13 protein-coding genes, 2 tRNA genes and 1 pseudogene are annotated in these 17,458 nt (G+C 42.6%); 1 reads left to right on the top strand and 15 read right to left on the bottom strand.

Annotated features, from left to right (window positions below):
- From BM739_RS17140 to pnp, 4 genes and pseudogenes are all read right to left on the bottom strand, one after another.
- Positions 1-230: pseudogene (locus tag BM739_RS17140) on the bottom strand (IS110 family transposase); the annotation flags it as partial.
- A gap of 106 nt (positions 231-336) precedes the next feature.
- Entirely contained in the window at positions 337-1,920 is a 1,584-nt protein-coding gene (prfC, locus tag BM739_RS17135; protein ID WP_076542871.1) for a peptide chain release factor 3, read from the bottom strand.
- A gap of 164 nt (positions 1,921-2,084) precedes the next feature.
- The gene (gene nlpI / locus BM739_RS17130) at positions 2,085-2,990 is read right to left on the bottom strand and encodes a lipoprotein NlpI (protein WP_076542870.1); all 906 of its coding nucleotides are present in this window, start codon (positions 2,988-2,990) and stop codon (positions 2,085-2,087) included.
- A gap of 162 nt (positions 2,991-3,152) precedes the next feature.
- Positions 3,153-5,255 (bottom strand): polyribonucleotide nucleotidyltransferase, encoded by a 2,103-nt coding sequence (pnp, locus tag BM739_RS17125; protein ID WP_076542869.1) that lies wholly within the window; start codon positions 5,253-5,255, stop codon positions 3,153-3,155.
- 367 nt (positions 5,256-5,622) lie between these two features.
- On the opposite strand from pnp, the gene BM739_RS17120 reads away from it, so the two are divergent.
- Positions 5,623-7,659: a bifunctional diguanylate cyclase/phosphodiesterase gene (locus BM739_RS17120; protein ID WP_076542868.1), complete on the top strand. Its 2,037-nt coding sequence runs from the start codon at positions 5,623-5,625 to the stop codon at positions 7,657-7,659.
- Between the two features lie 113 nt (positions 7,660-7,772).
- Here the strand turns inward: BM739_RS17120 and rpsO are convergent, their stop codons facing one another.
- The 11 genes from rpsO to glmM form a co-directional block, all read right to left on the bottom strand.
- Positions 7,773-8,042: a 30S ribosomal protein S15 gene (gene rpsO / locus BM739_RS17115; protein WP_076542867.1), complete on the bottom strand. Its 270-nt coding sequence runs from the start codon at positions 8,040-8,042 to the stop codon at positions 7,773-7,775.
- Between the two features lie 177 nt (positions 8,043-8,219).
- Positions 8,220-9,164 carry a tRNA pseudouridine(55) synthase TruB gene (truB, locus tag BM739_RS17110; protein WP_076542866.1) on the bottom strand — a complete coding sequence of 315 codons (945 nt, stop codon included), beginning with the start codon at positions 9,162-9,164 and terminating at the stop codon, positions 8,220-8,222.
- Positions 9,164-9,589, bottom strand: a complete 426-nt coding sequence (gene rbfA, locus BM739_RS17105) for a 30S ribosome-binding factor RbfA (RefSeq protein WP_076542865.1) — start codon at positions 9,587-9,589, stop codon at positions 9,164-9,166. Before rbfA ends, truB begins: the two co-directional genes overlap by 1 nt.
- A gap of 59 nt (positions 9,590-9,648) precedes the next feature.
- Positions 9,649-12,279: a translation initiation factor IF-2 gene (gene infB, locus BM739_RS17100; RefSeq protein ID WP_076542864.1), complete on the bottom strand. Its 2,631-nt coding sequence runs from the start codon at positions 12,277-12,279 to the stop codon at positions 9,649-9,651.
- A 25-nt stretch (positions 12,280-12,304) separates the two neighbouring features.
- Entirely contained in the window at positions 12,305-13,804 is a 1,500-nt protein-coding gene (gene nusA / locus BM739_RS17095) for a transcription termination factor NusA (RefSeq protein ID WP_076542863.1), read from the bottom strand.
- Positions 13,805-13,833: 29 nt separating this feature from the next.
- Positions 13,834-14,289 (bottom strand): ribosome maturation factor RimP, encoded by a 456-nt coding sequence (rimP, locus tag BM739_RS17090; RefSeq protein WP_076542862.1) that lies wholly within the window; start codon positions 14,287-14,289, stop codon positions 13,834-13,836.
- A gap of 170 nt (positions 14,290-14,459) precedes the next feature.
- Positions 14,460-14,536, bottom strand: a tRNA-Met gene (locus BM739_RS17085).
- Between the two features lie 74 nt (positions 14,537-14,610).
- Positions 14,611-14,696: transfer RNA gene (locus BM739_RS17080), tRNA-Leu, on the bottom strand.
- Positions 14,697-14,819: 123 nt separating this feature from the next.
- On the bottom strand, positions 14,820-15,143 hold the full coding sequence (secG, locus tag BM739_RS17075) for a preprotein translocase subunit SecG (RefSeq protein WP_076542859.1): 324 nt from the start codon (positions 15,141-15,143) through the stop codon (positions 14,820-14,822).
- 4 nt (positions 15,144-15,147) lie between these two features.
- On the bottom strand, positions 15,148-15,930 hold the full coding sequence (gene tpiA, locus BM739_RS17070) for a triose-phosphate isomerase (RefSeq protein WP_076542857.1): 783 nt from the start codon (positions 15,928-15,930) through the stop codon (positions 15,148-15,150).
- Between the two features lie 151 nt (positions 15,931-16,081).
- Positions 16,082-17,425, bottom strand: a complete 1,344-nt coding sequence (gene glmM / locus BM739_RS17065) for a phosphoglucosamine mutase (RefSeq protein WP_076542854.1) — start codon at positions 17,423-17,425, stop codon at positions 16,082-16,084.
- Positions 17,426-17,458 lie beyond the last annotated feature (33 nt).

Here is a 17,458-nt window from a genome sequence, read left to right as displayed (position 1 = left end):
GGGGGAATAAGTTTAACCTCATGACCGAGGGCTTGGCATTTTCTTGCCAACCAGTGGGAACCACCACATGATTCCATTGCTATCATCGTTTGAGGTGTTTGCGCTAAAAATTGAATAAGTTTTAAACGGCTTAAGTGTTGACGAAATTGTTCACGACCAGTGTGATCATGCCCAACAAGGTGAAAAGAAGATTTGCCTAAATCGATTCCAATGACTTTAATAGTAGACATGATGGTTCGCCTCTTTGATTGCCAAACTCTAAGTTTAGCTTAGGGGTGAGGCGGACCATCTAATTAAGGCGGTTAGACCGCCTTTTAACATCAAACACCTTAGTGATTAGTTTTCGCGAGTTTTAGCGAACTCCACATCAGGATAGCGTTCCATGGATAAATTCAGGTTTACCATAGTCGGTGCAATATAAGTTAAGTTATTGCCACCATCTAATGCTAAGTTGCTACTGCACTTACGGCGGAACTCTTCGAGTTTACGCTCGTCTTTACAATAAACCCAACGGGCGGTTGAAACACTAATGCCTTCGTAAATCGCTTCGACGTTATATTCACTCTTAAGGCGTCCAACAACCACTTCAAACTGCAGTACACCTACTGCACCAACAATTAAGTCATTGGTATCTAGCGGTCTAAAGACTTGAACTGCGCCTTCTTCGGCAAGCTGCACCAGACCTTTGAGCAATTGCTTTTGCTTTAACGGATCTTTTAAGCGAATACGGCGGAACATTTCAGGGGCAAAGTTAGGAATACCAGTAAACTTAACTTTTTCACCTTGGCTGAAAGTATCACCAATTTGAATGGTGCCATGGTTATGTAAACCGATGATATCACCCGGGTAGGCTTCTTCAACTTGCTCACGATCACCAGCGACGAAGGTTAATGCATCAGAAATACGCACATCTTTACCAACACGTACGTGATGCATTTTCATGCCTTTCTCGTACTTACCAGACACAATACGCATAAATGCGACGCGGTCACGATGCTTAGGATCCATGTTCGCTTGGATTTTAAAGATAAAGCCAGAGAACTTTTCTTCTTCAGCATGAATATCACGTACTTCAGTGGCACGAGGTTGAGGCTTAGGCGCCCACTCTGTTAACCCGTCAAGTATATGATCAACACCAAAGTTACCTAATGCAGTACCAAAATAAACTGGTGAAAGTTTACCGGCTAAAAACGCCTCTAAATCGAACTCATGTGATGCACCGATCACTAGCTCTAATTCTTCACGTAATAACTCAGCAAGTTCAGCACCAATCGCTACATCAAGTTCAGGATTATCAAGGCCTTTAACGGTACGCACTTCTTGAATTTTATGCCCTAAACCTGACTGGTATAAAATCGCTTCGTCGCGATGGATGTGATAAACCCCTTTAAACGACTTACCACAGCCAATTGGCCAAGTAATCGGCGCACAGGCAATTTTCAGTTCCGTCTCAACTTCGTCCATCACTTCCATAGGATCGCGAATATCACGGTCACATTTGTTCATGAAGGTCACGATTGGCGTGTCACGTAAACGGGTGACTTCCATTAGTTTACGGGTTCGGTCTTCGACACCTTTGGCCGCGTCGATCACCATAAGGCATGAGTCAACAGCGGTTAAGGTACGGTAAGTATCTTCAGAGAAGTCTTCGTGACCTGGAGTATCAAGTAGGTTTACTAGGCAATCACTGTAAGGAAATTGCATTACCGAAGTAGTAATAGAAATACCACGGTCTTTTTCCATCTCCATCCAGTCAGATTTTGCATGCTGTTTAGAGCCACGACCTTTAACGGTACCAGCAGTTTGAATTGCTTGTCCGAATAAAAGTACTTTCTCAGTAATAGTGGTCTTACCGGCATCAGGATGCGAAATAATCGCGAAGGTACGACGTTTATCGACCTCTACTGTTTGAACTGACATGGTTTACTTGCCCTAGCATAATAAAAAGGCGCAAATTATAGCGTTTCCCATCTAGGTTGGCTAGGTAAACTCACTTAAATCCAAATGGTGATGGTTTATAAAACTCAAAAACCAAAAAGGCTAATGCCGATGCATTAGCCTTTGTGCTGAGCTAACAATTGTCATTAATTAGCGACTGTAGATTGTTCAAGCATTTGCAGCGCTTGGGCTAGCTCTATTCTGGCATAACGATGCTCAACAAAATCATAAATATTTGTTGCCAAGCTTAAGCGGTAATAATCTGCTGCCAGTTGATAATCTTGTTGCTCCACCGCTTTTTTAGCTAGGTAAAAATAGGCTTCACACAGACGCTCAGCATACTCCTGAGCTTGAGTCAGGTTGACTTTAGCCGCATCAAAAACTTGCTCTTTAGTCAGCTTACCAAGGTAATAATCAATGATGACTGAAGACCAAGCCTGATCATTAAGCGATTGACGGTTAGTTAATAACTCAGCTTGAGCTGCCAGCTGATCTGTCGGCACTTGCACTAGGTATAACCACAAGGCACGATAACCATCAGCAGGTGCTTGGGCCAAAAATGTGCGCATATCTTCAGTGGCTAACTCATAGCGTTCGCCGTAATACAAAGCAATACCTCGGTTGAGATAAGCATAATCGTATTGGGGTGATAACTCTAAGACCCCATCAAAAGACTCATAAGCAGGTTCAAACTCGCCTTCTTGGGTGTAATAAATCCCTAAGAAATTATATGCATCGGCAAGGTTAGGTTGTAATTTTATCGCTTGGTGAAAATCAATTTTGGCCAATAGTCGTAGGCCAACACTGTCGTAGATAACGCCACGGTCATAATGAAAGCGTGCGCGCTGCTCTGTGGTTAATTCCATAGAGACTAAAATGTCATTGAGCTTAGCTAAAGTAACTTCTAACTTGTAATCAGGCACTTTGGGAGAAACCATCACTTTGCCTGATGCTGCGCTATTATCATTGCCTGAAAGTGAAGCACAACCTGACAATAACATACTGGCACCGACACATAATGCTACCACTGTGGTCCGTAATTTATGTTCCATTTAAATACCTTATCAGGTTCTATAGTTAGTTTGCATCATATCAACCAATAGCGCCAAGGGCTACGCAGTTAAAGATAAATTTATCATTGGCTGAATTTTGCCAATAAAAAAGGAGAGCCTTAGCTCTCCTTTATCGGTAGATTAACTGAGTTAATCTAAAAACTATTCTGCAGCAGGTTCTGCTTTAGTAACAGCTTCTTTAATAGAAAGTCTTACACGACCTTGACGGTCAACTTCCATCACTTTAACGTCAACTTCTTGGTTCATCTCAAGGTGGTCAGAAACGTTAGCAACACGCTCTTCACTGATTTGAGAGATATGAACTAAGCCATCTTTACCAGGTAAGATGTTAACGAATGCGCCGAAATCAACGATACGGATAACTTTACCTTTGTAGATACGGCCCACTTCAACTTCAGCAGTAATCTCTTCGATGCGACGGATAGCCTCTTTAGTTGCTTCACCATTTGAAGAAGCAATTTTAACTGTACCGTTGTCATCTAATTCGATTGTTGTACCGGTTTCTTCAGTAAGTGCACGAATAGTTGCACCACCTTTACCGATAACGTCACGAATTTTTTCAGGGTTAATCTTGATAGTCGTGATACGTGGAGCGTGATCAGAGATATCTTCACGTGCGCCACCAATTGCTTGGTCCATTACGTTAAGAATATGAACACGAGCGCCGTATGCTTGTTGCAGAGCGATATCCATGATCTCTTGAGTGATACCTTCAATCTTGATATCCATCTGCAGAGCAGTAATACCATCACGGGTACCAGCTACTTTAAAGTCCATGTCACCTAAGTGATCTTCATCACCTAAAATGTCAGAAAGAACAACGAAATCGTCGCCTTCTTTAACTAGACCCATTGCGATACCAGCAACTGAACTCTTGATTGGTACACCCGCATCCATTAATGCTAATGAAGTACCACAAACAGAAGCCATAGAGCTTGAGCCGTTTGATTCAGTAATTTCTGAAACAACGCGGATGCTGTATGGGAATTCTTCAGCAGAAGGCATAACAGCATTCATACCACGCCAAGCTAGCTTACCGTGACCGATTTCGCGACGCTTAGGTGAACCTACCATGCCAGTTTCACCAACTGAGTATGGAGGGAAGTTGTAATGAAGCATGAAGCGGTTAGTACGCTCGCCCATGATGCTATCAATTTTCTGTGCATCACGTTCTGTACCTAAAGTACAAGTCACTAACGCTTGAGTTTCACCACGAGTGAATAATGAACTACCGTGAGTACGAGGAAGTACGCCAGCAAGTACATTCAATGCACGGATCATATCTGGTTCACGACCGTCGATACGTGGCTTGCCACTGATAATACGACCACGAACAATGTTCTTCTCTAAGCTACCAAGTAAGTTATCAACTTCACGTTGATCAACATCTGCGTTTTCAGCAACTAATGCCGCTTTTGCTGCTGCTTTAACAACACCAACTTGCGCATAACGATCTTGCTTAACTTCAATTTGGTAAGCTTCAGTCATGCCAACTTCTGCTAAATCTTTGATTTTAGCAACTAAGTCTTTATCTTGAACTGGAGCAGTCCAATCCCAAGTAGGCTTACCGGCTTCTGCTTTAAATTCAGCAATCGCATCAACCACAACTTGTTGTTGATCGTGACCGTAAGTTACCGCGCCTAGCATGATTTCTTCAGCTAAAGACTTAGCTTCAGATTCAACCATCAATACTGCGCTTTTAGTACCTGCAACCACAAGGTTTAGGTCGCTTTCAGCAACTTGATCTACTGATGGGTTAAGTAAGTATTCACCGTTGATATAACCAACACGTGCAGCACCTAGTGGTCCATTGAATGGAATACCAGAAATAGCCAGCGCTGCTGAAGTACCAATCATAGCCACAATGTCTGGCTCAATTTGTTGGTCTACAGAAACAACAGTAATAATGACTTGGACTTCGTTTTTAAAACCGTTAGGAAATAAAGGACGAATTGGACGGTCGATTAAACGAGCAATAAGCGTTTCGTCTTCATTTGGACGACCTTCACGCTTAAAGAAACCACCAGGGATCTTACCAGCAGCGTAAGTTTTCTCTTGGTAGTTAACTGTTAGTGGGAAGAAATCACGGCTTAAATCCGCAACTTTTTTACCAACTACAGTAACAAGGACAGTTGTATCGCCCATGCTCGCTAGTACTGCAGCATCAGCTTGACGTGCAATAACACCTGTTTCTAAGGTGACAGTATGTTGACCATACTCAAAACTCTTTACAATTGGATTCACGTGACCCATTCCTTAATTATTGACCTTTAAATTACGCGCATAAGTATACTTCAATTTTTTGTAATAGTTAAAGGTCATCGCCATATCAGCCTAAAAAATAATTTATATTTTCGTCTTTCAAGGTCGATATAGTTATATGAATTCATATCTCATGGCGATATAAAATGATAATAACAATGCCCTAGCCGCAAAATTGGCTTAAATCCTTGGGCTAAACCCTATACTTAATGACTTTTTCAACAAATTTATCTACAGTGATAGCTAGAGAATACCTAACAATAACAAGCAGGTTGTCTAGGTAAATTAAGATTTGCTCACCCCTTCCAACAAAAGTAAGCTCAATGTTATTGCATATGGAAATAAAATAATGCCACCACGGTTTAAGTCTCTGACATGGAAGCAAACAAATTTAGTTGTGTTCACAGCATTATTTTTTGCTATTGCTATTTTTATTGTCGAGCTTGCACTGGTTGTTATTACCACCAAACAGCAAATCAAGGCATCCCAGCAAGAACTCGTCAACTCTGTTGAACAAACCGTATCTAATGTGGTGTGGGCTTTAGATGACAAACAGACCCAGCAAACCTTAGCAGGCATTATAAAAATTGATGATATTCGTTCTGCTATCATCACCTTAGATGACAATTCCGTGTATGTTGAAGCAAGCCATCAGGCCAAACGATATCCCAGTTACTATGACAGTTTAAGTTACTTGCTTTTTGATGAGTTAAAGGAAATCTCACGACCTTTGTATCGGCCACACTATTTTGAGGGCGATAAAAAACAGCAACATATTGGCACCTTATTTATCCATTACGATATTCAAGCAATGACCAATAATTTGTTTAACCGACTTCAGTTAAGCTTTATCGCCACCTTAGCCAGAGCCTTATTACTCACCTTAGTGCTCACGATTGTATTTCACCGATTCCTCACTCAGCCAATCGCGCAGATCAGCGAAGCCATTGATAACATTGATCCTGAGTTACCAGATGAAAACCTCATCCCCATAACCTGTGCCCATAAAGACGACGAGCTTGGACTCGTCTCTACAAAATTGAATCAAATCTTATTGCAGTTCAGTCAGGCGCAAAACAAATTACGAAAAATGGCCACCCGCGATCCTCTCACTAATCTGCCCAATAGAACCCTATTACTTGAAACATTAACTGTCACCATACAACGTGCCCGCGTTCACAAACGCCAATTCGCACTGTTATTTATTGATCTCGACAGATTTAAAAATGTAAATGACTCTTTAGGCCATGCTATCGGTGATCAATTCCTTGCAAGAATTGCCCGAATTTTAGAATCCAGCATCGCTGATAAAGGCAGTGTGGCCCGCCTAGGTGGTGATGAGTTTGTTATCGTAGCTGATGATATTAAAACCCCGCAACACGCCGCTGATTTCGTTGAACAGCTGTTAAAGCAACTCAATATGCCTGTACAGCTAAATGAGCATACGATTCACCCTGCGGCCTCGATTGGTATTGCGATATACCCTGAAGATGGTCAAGGCGCTGAAGAACTTATCCAGCACGCCGATATTGCCATGTATAGCGCGAAAGCCGCGGGCTCAAACCAGTGGGCCTTTTTCAAGCAACAAATGACCGAACATGCTGCACTTAGATTAAAAACCGAGGCCTCTTTACACAATGCGCTTAAGCGAAATGAATTTAGGCTTTATTTTCAGCCCAAATTAGATCTTAACACCAATGAAATTGTCGGGTGTGAAGCCTTAATCCGCTGGCAAAAAGACGGCAAACTAGTGCCACCCATGGCGTTTATTCCTATCGCTGAAGAAACTGGCATTATCATTCCCATCGGCAGATGGGTTATTGAGCAAAGCTGTAAATTGCTTCGTGAGTGGGAGAAAAAATACAACCGCGTTATTCCCATTGCGGTAAATGTCGCTTCTCAGCAGTTTGCTGATGCAAGCTTGGTATCCGATATCAAACAATTGGCGCTGCGTTATCAAATTCGCCCCGAGTTATTGGAAATCGAAATAACCGAAACCTCACTGATGAATGATATCACTCAAGCCATCGCTAAACTCGAGCAACTTAAAAGTGCCGGTTTTGGTATTGCTGTGGATGATTTTGGCACCGGCTATTCTTCTTTGTCTTATTTGCGCCGTTTGCCTATTACTACAATGAAAATCGACCGCTGCTTTGTCTCTGACTTACCCCATGATGGCGCTATCGCCTCCACTATCCTAATGCTAGGGCAACAGCTAAATCTGGATATTGTTGCAGAAGGGATTGAAAACCAAGCGCAGCTGGCATGGCTACAACAACATCATTGCCAAGTTGGTCAGGGGTTTCTATTTAGTAAACCTTTACCACAAGACGAGTTTGAAGCGCGCTATTTTGCTGAGCAGCAGATAAAGGTAGAGCAGGCGTAAATGAGAATACTAATTAGGCTAGATTTATTTTAGCCAATAAAAAAGGAGGCATAGCCTCCTTTTTTACGGTTTGATTTACTTACCGCAAGCAATAAGCAAATTAAACGTCGTGATTAACGACGTAAACCTAACTTCTGGATTAGAGCAGTATAACGAGCTACGTCAGTACGCTTAAGGTAAGCAGTAAGCTTACGACGTGCGCTAACCATACGTAGTAGACCACGACGTGAATGGTGATCATGGATGTGCTCTTTGAAATGACCTTGTAGATGGTTAATCTGTGCAGTCAATAAAGCTACTTGTACTTCAGTTGAACCAGTGTCGTTTTCACAACGTGCAAATTCAGCTACGATTTTAGCTTTTTGTTCATTACTTAGTGACATAAATATCTCCAGAAAAAATTAAATTATCTCAAGCCGATCACTAACTCAGCCTGAGGGCGCGATATTTTAACCGCAAACGCAGCTTACCGCAATAAAAAATCTGCATATCCCACTGCGGCAATCTTGCCACAGTAAAATATACAGATTGATATAGATTAAACTAACAAGTTAGAGCGACTACTCTTGACTGTGGTCAACCACTAATCTTTTAGGTGCGAGTAAGCCATCATCATTTTTAAAGCCAATGCCAATAAACTTTCGTGACTCACCTAACGTGATCCGTAACAGTTGATCATCTAGCACACCTTCAGCCTGAACAGGTTGGCCTTGTAAAATGTACTGAGCACTAGTCTCAGGTAAATTTACTTCAGCAAAGTTCGCGACCGCGGTATCCATTGGTAATAGTAATGGGTCTAATACATCGCTTGAAGGTGTTTCAGACTTTTCAGCCTTATCTACCATCGCCATCAATTGCTCTAAGGTCACCATTTTTTCATATGGATAGTCAGCAACTTGAGTACGTCTAAGCATAATGACATGAGCGCCACAGCCTAGCATTTCCCCTAAGTCATCAACGATGGTGCGAATATAAGTACCTTTAGAACAATGAATGTCTAAGGTTAACTCATCGCCTTCTAAGCCGACGTATAGCAACTCAAACACATTAATTGGTCGGGCTTCACGGGGGACTTCAATGCCTTCACGTGCATATTTGTATAAAGGCTGACCTTGATACTTTAATGCTGAATACATAGAAGGGACTTGCATGGTTTTACCACGAAAATGTTCAAGTGACGCTTCAAGCTTTTCTTGGGTAAAATTGACAGGTCTTATCTGCACAACTTCACCGTCAGAATCACTGGTATCAGTTCTTTCACCTAACTTGGCCGTTACTAAATAACGCTTATCGGCATCAAGTAAATGTTGAGAAAACTTCGTCGCTTCGCCTAAACAAATAGGTAGCATTCCGGTTGCCAATGGATCCAAAGCGCCAGTATGGCCGGCTTTGTTAGCTTGGTAGAGACGTTTGACACGTTGCAAAGCATGGTTAGAACTGATGCCAGTTCCTTTATCTAATAGCACGATGCCATCAATAAAACGCCCTTTGCGACGACGAGCCATTAGTCTTTTCCTTCTGTATTATCATCAGCGTCAGTTGATTCTTCAGAACCAAACTTTTCTTGCTTTGCTTTGTCACTCGTAATCACTTGGCTTACTAAGTTAGACATACGCATACCTTCAACTAATGAACTGTCATAGACAAAACGTAGTTCAGGCATAACACGTAGCTTCATACGGCCAGCAATAAGTGTTCTGATGTAAGGAGCTGCTGCGGCAAGTGCTTCGACTTTTTGATCGACTAATTCACGATCTTCTTCAAAGAAGGTCACAAATACTTTTGCGTAGCTTAAATCTCGTGACACATCAACATCGTTTACTGTAACAAAACCGATGCGAGGGTCTTTCATATCGCGCTGTAACACCATAGCAAGCTCTTGTTGCAGCTGCTGCGCGATTCGACGAGTACGACTAAATTCTTTTGCCATAATATTGTTACCATAGCCTTATATAAATAAAAAAGGCGGCTTACGCCGCCCTTTCTGTGTTACAGCGTTCGGGCCACTTCGACCGTCTCGAAGACTTCAATCTGATCGCCCACTCGGACGTCATTGTAGTTCTTCACACCGATACCACATTCCATGCCGTTACGAACATCAGCAACGTCATCTTTAAAGCGACGTAATGATTCTAGCTCACCTTCGTAAATAACCACGTTGTCACGTAGTACACGGATAGGAGCGCTACGCTTGATGGTACCTTCGGTAACCATACAACCGGCAATTGCACCAATCTTAGGCGACTTAAATACATCACGAACTTCTGCAAGACCAATGATTTGCTGCTTGAATTCAGGAGCAAGCATGCCCGTCATCGCCGCTTTAACTTCATCAATCAAGTCGTAGATAACGCTGTAGTAGCGTAAATCAACACTTTCAGAATCGATAGTCTTACGCGCTTGTGCATCAGCACGCACGTTGAAACCAACCATGATGGCATTTGAAGCTGCTGCTAACGTAGCATCAGTTTCAGTTAATGCACCAACGCCACGAGCAATGATGTTAACTTTCACTTCGTCTGTAGACAGTTTAGCTAATGATTCACAAATTGCTTCAAGTGAGCCTTGAACGTCTGCTTTAAGAACGATATTAAGTTCTTGTACTTCGCCTTCAGTCATGTTCGCGAACATGTTTTCAAGTTTAGATTTTTGCTGACGTGCTAGTTTAACATCACGGAATTTACCTTGACGATAAAGTGCAACTTCACGAGCTTTACGCTCATCACGTACAACTGTTGCTTCATCACCAGCAGAAGGTACACCTGAAAGGCCTAAGATCTCTACAGGGATTGATGGACCCGCTTCAGTAATTGCTTTGCCGTTCTCGTCTTTCATTGCACGGATTTTACCGTACTCAAGACCACATAGAACGATATCGCCTTGGCGTAAAGTACCTTCTTGAACAAGTACAGTAGCAACTGGGCCACGACCTTTATCCAATTTAGATTCAATAACAACACCAGCAGCCATACCTGAACGGTCAGCTTTAAGCTCTAATACTTCAGACTGAAGTAAGATGCCTTCAAGTAATTCGTCAATACCGGTACCCGCTTTAGCTGAAACGTTTACGAACATATGTTCGCCGCCCCAATCTTCAGACATAACACCGTGTTGAGCTAATTCACTCTTAACACGCTCTGGGTCAGCTTCTGGCTTATCCATTTTGTTCACAGCAACGATTAAAGGCACGTTACCTGCTTTAGCATGTTGAATCGCTTCGATAGTTTGCGGCATAGCACCATCGTCTGCAGCCACAACCAAAATAACAATATCAGTTGCTTTAGCACCACGAGCACGCATTGACGTAAACGCCGCGTGACCAGGAGTATCTAAGAAAGTGATCATGCCATTTTCAGTTTCTACATGGTATGCACCAATATGCTGGGTAATACCACCGGCTTCACCGTCAGCAACTTTTGCGCGACGAATGTAATCAAGTAATGAGGTTTTACCGTGGTCAACATGACCCATGATGGTAACGACTGGAGCACGAGTCTCTAGTACCACATTTTCTTCATCACGATCACCAAGTACTTGATGCTCTAATTCGTTTTCACGAAGAAGAATAACCTTATGACCCATTTCTTCAGCAACCATTTGTGCTGTTTCTTGGTCTAAGATTTGGTTAATGGTAACCATAGAGCCCATTTTCATCATCTGTTTGATGATTTCAGTGGCTTTAAGAGACATACGTTGAGCAAGTTCAGCAACAGATACTGTTTCACCGATACGTACTTCGCCTTTAACCACAGCAACAGGTTTGTTGAAACCATGTGCCATAGATTCAGGAGCTGTGCTCTTGTTACGTGCAGCATTGCTACGGTTATCACGACCGCCTTTGCCACCACGTTTCTTGTTAGCATTCTTGTTACGGGCACGACGGCCACGTTTTTCATCGTTAGCATCTGAAGTATCTTCAGCAGCACGCGCCGCTTTAGAGGTAGTCACATGGTGATCACCATTCTTTTCAGCTTCAATACGTTGACGCTCTTCTTCAGCCCAACGCTTTGAGTTTTCTTCAGCTAACTTGCGAGCAGTTTCAGCAGCTAATGCCGCTTCTTCTTCTTGCTTTTTCTTTAATGTCGCTTCTTGAACCGCTTTAAGGCGATCAGCTTCTACTTGCGCAGCAGCTGACTCAGGATCTTCAGCTTTAGCTGCTTTGGCTTTAGCCGCTTCAGCTTCTTTCTTCGCTTTAGCTTCTGCATCTTTTTTCGCTTTCGCTTCTGCGTCCGCTTTAGCCTTAGCTTCTGCAGCAGCTTTCGCCGCAGCTTCTGCTTCTTGCTGCTTTTGCGCTGCTAGATCAGCTTCTTTCGCTGCATCGCTATCGTCACGTTTAACAAAAGTACGTTTTTTACGTACTTCAACTTTAACGTCTTTAGATTGCCCGCCACCGGCATTAACACTGAGTGTTGAAACCGTTTTGCGTTGTAATGTCATTTTTTGCGGCGCTTGATCGCCACCGTGTTGCTTTTTCAAGTGATCAAGCAATGTTTGCTTTTCAGTTTCTGAAACTGAATCAGCTTTAGTTTTCTTGATCCCTGCGTCGGCAAACTGTTCAATCAGTCTGTCTACATTTTTGCCCACTTCCGCGGCCAATTTATCTATACTTGTATCTGCCATCAATTAAATCCCCCTGTTGATCGACTTATGCTTCTTCGCCAAACCAACAGATATTACGGGCAGCCATGATGAGCTCACCTGCTTTTTCTTCTGTCAATTCTTCAATATCAATTAAATCGTCAATGCCTTGTTCCGCTAAGTCTTCTAAGGTAATTACACCCTTACTTGCAAGAACATATGCTAAATGCTTTTCTAAACCATCTAACGCTAATAAATCTGCAGCCGGTTCAGCACCATCGAGTGCTTCTTCTGACGCTAATGCTCTAGTTGAAATCGCCGCTTTTGCACGTTCGCGTAGCGCAGTTACGATGTCTTCGTCAAAACCATCAATGTCTAATAGTTCTGTTTCAGGTACGTAAACAATTTCTTCTAAAGACGTAAAGCCTTCTTCTGCAAGTACTGTTGCAAAATCTTCGTCAACTTCAAGTGTTTCAACAAATAAGTTAACGATTTTAGCGCTTTCAGCCTGATGCTTCTTGTTAAGGTCTTCAACAGTCATTACGTTTAATTCCCAGCCTGTTAACTGAGTTGCTAAACGTACGTTTTGACCATTACGACCAATCGCTTGTGCTAGGCTGTCTGCTTCAACAGCAATGTCCATTGAGTGGTTGTCTTCATCAACAATGATTGAAGCAACATCAGCAGGTGCCATTGCGTTAATAACGTATTGTGCTGGATTGTCATCCCACATAACGATATCAACACGCTCACCACTTAACTCATTTGAAACAGCTTGAACACGTGCGCCACGCATACCAACACAAGCACCGATAGGATCGATACGTTTGTCATTGGTTTTCACAGCGATTTTAGCGCGAGCGCCTGGGTCACGTGCAGCACCCATGATTTCAATCACTTCATCTAAGATTTCAGGTACTTCTACTCTGAATAACTCAATGATCATTTCTGGCTTGCTACGGGTTAAAAATAACTGCGCACCGCGAGCTTCTGGGCGTACTGCATAAAGTAAAGCACGTACACGGTCACCAGGACGGAATGATTCACGGCTAATGATGTCTTCTTTGTAAATAACACCATCAGCATTATTACCTAGATCAACAACAACGCTTTCACGGGTGCTTTTCTTAACGACACCAGTAACAATCTCACCTTCACGTTCAATGAACTGTTCAACGATTTGAGCGCGTTCAGCTTCACGTACTTTTTGTACGATAACTTGCTTCGCGGTTTGCGTCGTAATACGGTCAAACACAACTGAATCGATTTCATCTTCGATGAACTCACCAGGTTGAATTTCTGGATTTTCATATCGCGCAGCTTCAAGTGTGATTTCGCTGTAAGGGTTTTCTAAAGCTTCACCTTGATCATCGACAACCATCCAACGACGGAAAGTGTCGTAGTGGCCAGTTTTACGGTCGATAGCAACGCGAACTTCAATTTCGCCTTCATACTTTTTCTTAGTTGCAGTGGCTAGAGCAATTTCTAGCGCTTCGAATATTTTTTCACGCGGGACGGCTTTTTCATTTGATACCGCCTCTGCGACTAGCAGAATCTCTTTATTCATTATGTCTTGCCTCGTTCACCTTGAAACTATCAAAACTTCGCAATAATGTTGCCTTTGCGTACATTATCTAAAGCCACTATCAAATCTTCACCATCTACGTTTATCGTTAGCATTTGCCCTTCGATTGCCGTGATGACACCTTTTAAATTACGACTACCCGCTACTGGCATCGTCAATTGTACTTTTGCATCTTCGCCGATATACGCAGCGTATTGCGCTGCAGTAAATAACGGTCTATCAACCCCAGGCGAAGAAACTTCTAATGTGTATTCTGTCGAGATTGGGTCTTCAACATCTAGAACAGCACTAACTTGACGGCTGGCTTCGGCACAATCTTCGATATTGACACCACTTTCACCATCAATAAATACACGTAATATTGAATGACGCCCAGCATGGACAAACTCAATACCCCAAAGTTGAAAACCAATAGCTTCAACAGGTACTGTCAGCATTTCTGTCAGTTTAGTTTCTAATGTTGCCAAAAATGACCCCCAAAAACGAAAAAAAGGGCATAAGCCCCAAAAAAGTCCGTATAATCACGGAGTTACCAAGCTCCATATAACAAAAAACCCCGTAATGACGAGGTCTTAATATAGAACCTTTTAATTGAAGAATGTTTTACGCTATTTCGTAAAACCAATCGACAATAAGCTGGTTGCGGGGGCCGGATTTGAACCGACGACCTTCGGGTTATGAGCCCGACGAGCTACCAAACTGCTCCACCCCGCGTCAACTTGCGCAATTATATTAACTTACGTCTTCTCTTGCAATGATTAATCCAATTAACTTTGATTAATCAAATTTGGTGCGGATGGTGGGACTTGAACCCACACGAGCATAGCTCACCACCCCCTCAAGATGGCGCGTCTACCAATTCCGCCACATCCGCATATGTAACTGTTACTATTTCCTATTAGCTAATTTGAGGTTAAGTTTGAGAGAGGGAAACTTAACTTAGCTAGTAGAGACAAAACTTAATGGAAGCAACAAACTATGTTGCTTCAATTTTTATTTAGTCAGGAATCTTTGTTTCAGTTTGAGTAGGAGCTTGTTCAACTTGCTCTACTGCAGAACCTAAATCATTCCATGCATCATCTTGCTTTGAATGGTTAGCACTTAAGTTACCTAATACTAGGCTTAAAGTGAAAAAACCAATCGCTAGCACAGCTGTGCTACGTGTCAGGAAATTACCTGAACCGCCTGAGCCAAATAGAGTTCCTGATGCACCAGCACCAAAAGAAGAACCCATATCAGCACCTTTACCTTGCTGAAGAAGGATTAGGCCAACAAGACCAATCGCAACAACCAAGTAAACTACAATTAAAACTTCATACATAATATTAAGCGCTCATCGCTATGGAACATAAACTTAAAAACTCGCTAGAGTTTAAGCTAGCACCGCCAATCAGTCCACCATCAACATCTGGCTGTGCAAAAATATCGGCTGCATTTGATGGGGTAACACTACCACCGTACAAAATACGAATATTTTCTCCGATGAACGGTGACACTTCAGAAAGTCTTTGACGAATAAACGCATGGACTTCTTGTGCCTGCTCTGGAGTTGCACTTTTACCAGTACCTACAGCCCATAAAGGCTCATAAGCAATAATGGCATTATCAAAAGCCATGGTGCCATTCTTTTCAATCACAATGTCTAACTCTTCGGCAATCACTTCAAAAGTACGCCTTGCTTCACGAGCTGGACCAGATTCACCAACACAAAGAATCGGCGTTAAACCATGTTTCTGTGCTGCAGCAAATTTCTCTGCAACGATATTACTTGTTTCGCCATACATACGACGGCGTTCGGAATGGCCGATAATCACATATCGACACCCTGAATCTTTTAGCATTTTACCGGAAACTTCACCAGTGTAGGCTCCAAAGTCATGCTGACTAAGGTTTTGTGCGCCCATTCTTACAAGCGCGCCATCTAAGGTTTGCTTATTTGCTTCAAGTAGTTGTCTTACACTTTCAAGGTAAATTGAAGGTGGACACAAAACTACTTCAGCAGAATCATTTTGGAGCTTTGTAGCGAACTTGCTGAATAACTCTTGGGCTAAAGCCGAACTGCCATTCATTTTCCAGTTGCCAGCTACCATAGGACGTCTGAGTGCCATTACTGTCTCCTTTCAAAGCGGCGTGAATAATAACGAACCACCAAACAAGTTACAATACCTAAGTTAGGAATAATTACTATAACGTGTCAGAGTGTTGTTTTTTTACTCGGTACGATTAAGTATTAATAAATAAACAATTAATATATAACATTTAGGATTTACTAACGCGTTGCACTGCATCAGCAATCTGTTGTGCAAAAGATGTGACCAATGCCATCTCTTCACCTTCAACCATCACCCTTATTAAGGGCTCAGTGCCGGATTTTCTAAGTAAAACTCGACCTGTTTTACCTAATAGCTGCTCTACATGCTGCAGGATAGTGATTACCGCTGACGATGATAACGGATCTGTCTCACTATCAAAAGTGACATTAATTAATACTTGAGGCAACATTTTTAGCGGTTTTACCAACTGAGCTAACGATAATTGTTGCTGCTGCATTGCCGCTAACACTAATATTCCCGCGACGATACCGTCCCCTGTCGTGCCGTGATCTAAATCGAGTATATGCCCAGAGCTTTCGCCGCCAATACGCCAGTGGTGTTGACGCATCAACGCCATGACATAACGGTCACCTACTTTTGAGCGCATAAATGGGATATTCAATCTCTTAAGTGCCAACTCCAAGCCTAAGTTGGACATCAAGGTGCCAACAACCCCGCCCTTTAAGGTGCCGTTATTAAGCGCATTAGCGGCAAGCACATAAAGAATTTGATCGCCATCAATCACATTACCTTGATGATCCACCATCATGATCCTATCACCATCGCCATCTAAGGCAATGCCGACATCAGCTTGTTCAAGCTGCACTTGCTCGCATATTGCCGCCATGGATGTCGCGCCAACATTATCATTAATATTTAATCCATTAGGTTTATCACCAATGGTGATCACTTCTGCGCCAAGCTCTTTAAAAACACTAGGAGCAATGTGGTAAGTTGCCCCGTGAGCGCAATCAACCACAATTTTAAGACCTGCTAAGGTCAGCTCTGCAGGAAAATGACCTTTACAATATTCAATGTAGCGCCCTGCTGCATCATCAATTCTTGCCGCTTTACCCAATAAATGAGACTCAACACAAACTAAGTCTTTGGTAAGTTCATGCTCTATTTCTAATTCAAGCGCATCATCTAATTTACTGCCATCAGCTGAAAAAAACTTAATACCATTATCATAATAGGGATTATGGGAGGCACTAATAACAATGCCAGCTTCCGCCCTAAAAGTTCGGGTTAGATAAGCAATAGCTGGCGTCGGCATAGGCCCAACCAATAATACATTTAAGCCAGCGGCAGATAAGCCAGCTTCCAGTACGGATTCAAACAGGTAACCCGAAATCCGCGTGTCTTTACCGATAATCACTTTCTTGGTGCCACTGCGTGAAAGCACCCTTCCCGCTGCCCAGCCAAGCTTAAGAGCAAGCTCGGGGGTCATTTTACCCGCGCCGATCTTGCCCCTAATTCCATCTGTTCCAAAAAATTGTCTTTGCTGCATGTGTACCTCTCAAAGTGAATCCATACCACTTGA

This window comes from Shewanella sp. UCD-KL21, from assembly GCF_001957135.1.
In the GTDB taxonomy this organism is placed as follows: domain Bacteria; phylum Pseudomonadota; class Gammaproteobacteria; order Enterobacterales; family Shewanellaceae; genus Shewanella.
This window is presented reverse-complemented; position numbering and strand designations above follow the sequence as displayed.